Annotated in this window: 1 protein-coding gene; it reads right to left on the reverse strand. The window is 65.3% G+C overall.

The features are described from left to right. Positions 1–931, reverse strand: a 931-nt coding sequence (gene glyA / locus HWX25_RS32635) for a serine hydroxymethyltransferase (RefSeq protein ID WP_175912712.1), incomplete at both ends; no start/stop codon positions are given.

The raw sequence follows: 931 nt of genomic DNA on the forward strand, positions 1-931 counted from the left end.
AGCACATCGGCGATCAGGTTGCCGACCGTCTCCGCTTCCGCCGCGCCGAAGCCGCGCGTCGTCATCGCCGGCGAACCCAGACGGATCCCGCTCGTCACGAACGGCTTTTCCGGATCGTTCGGGATCGCGTTCTTGTTCACCGTGATGTGTGCCGCGCCCAGCGCCGCTTCCGCCGCCTTGCCCGTGATGTTCTTCGCGCGCAGGTCCACCAGCATCACGTGGCTTTCCGTACGGCCCGACACGATCCGCAGCCCGCGCTTGACCAGCGTTTCAGCCAGCACGCGCGCGTTCTCGACCACCTTCTCCTGGTAAGCCTTGAACTCCGGCGACAGCGCTTCCTTGAACGCCACCGCCTTCGCCGCGATCACGTGCATCAGCGGGCCGCCCTGGATGCCAGGGAAGATCGCCGAGTTGATTTGCTTCTCGTATTCCGACTTCATCAGGATCACGCCGCCGCGCGGGCCGCGCAGGCTCTTGTGCGTCGTCGTCGTCACGAAGTCCGCGTGCGGCACCGGGTTCGGATACACGCCCGCCGCGATCAGGCCGGCGTAGTGCGCCATGTCGACCATCAGGTACGCGCCGACCGACTTCGCGATCTTCGCCAGACGCTCGAAGTCGATCTTCAGCGCGAATGCCGACGCGCCCGCGACGATCAGCTTCGGCTTGTGTTCGTTCGCCAGTTTCTCGGCGGCGTCGTAGTCGATGTCTTCGTTTTCGTTCAGGCCGTAGCTCACGACGTTGAACCACTTGCCCGACATGTTCACCGGCGAGCCGTGCGTCAGGTGACCGCCGTGCGCGAGGCTCATGCCCATGATCGTGTCGCCCGGCTTGAGCATCGCGAAGAACACGCCCTGGTTCGCCTGCGAACCCGAGTTCGGCTGCACGTTCGCGGCTTCCGCGCCGAACAGCTGCTTCACGCGGTCGATCGCCA

The organism is Burkholderia sp. BCC1640, from assembly GCF_902833125.1.
Taxonomy (GTDB): domain Bacteria; phylum Pseudomonadota; class Gammaproteobacteria; order Burkholderiales; family Burkholderiaceae; genus Burkholderia; species Burkholderia diffusa.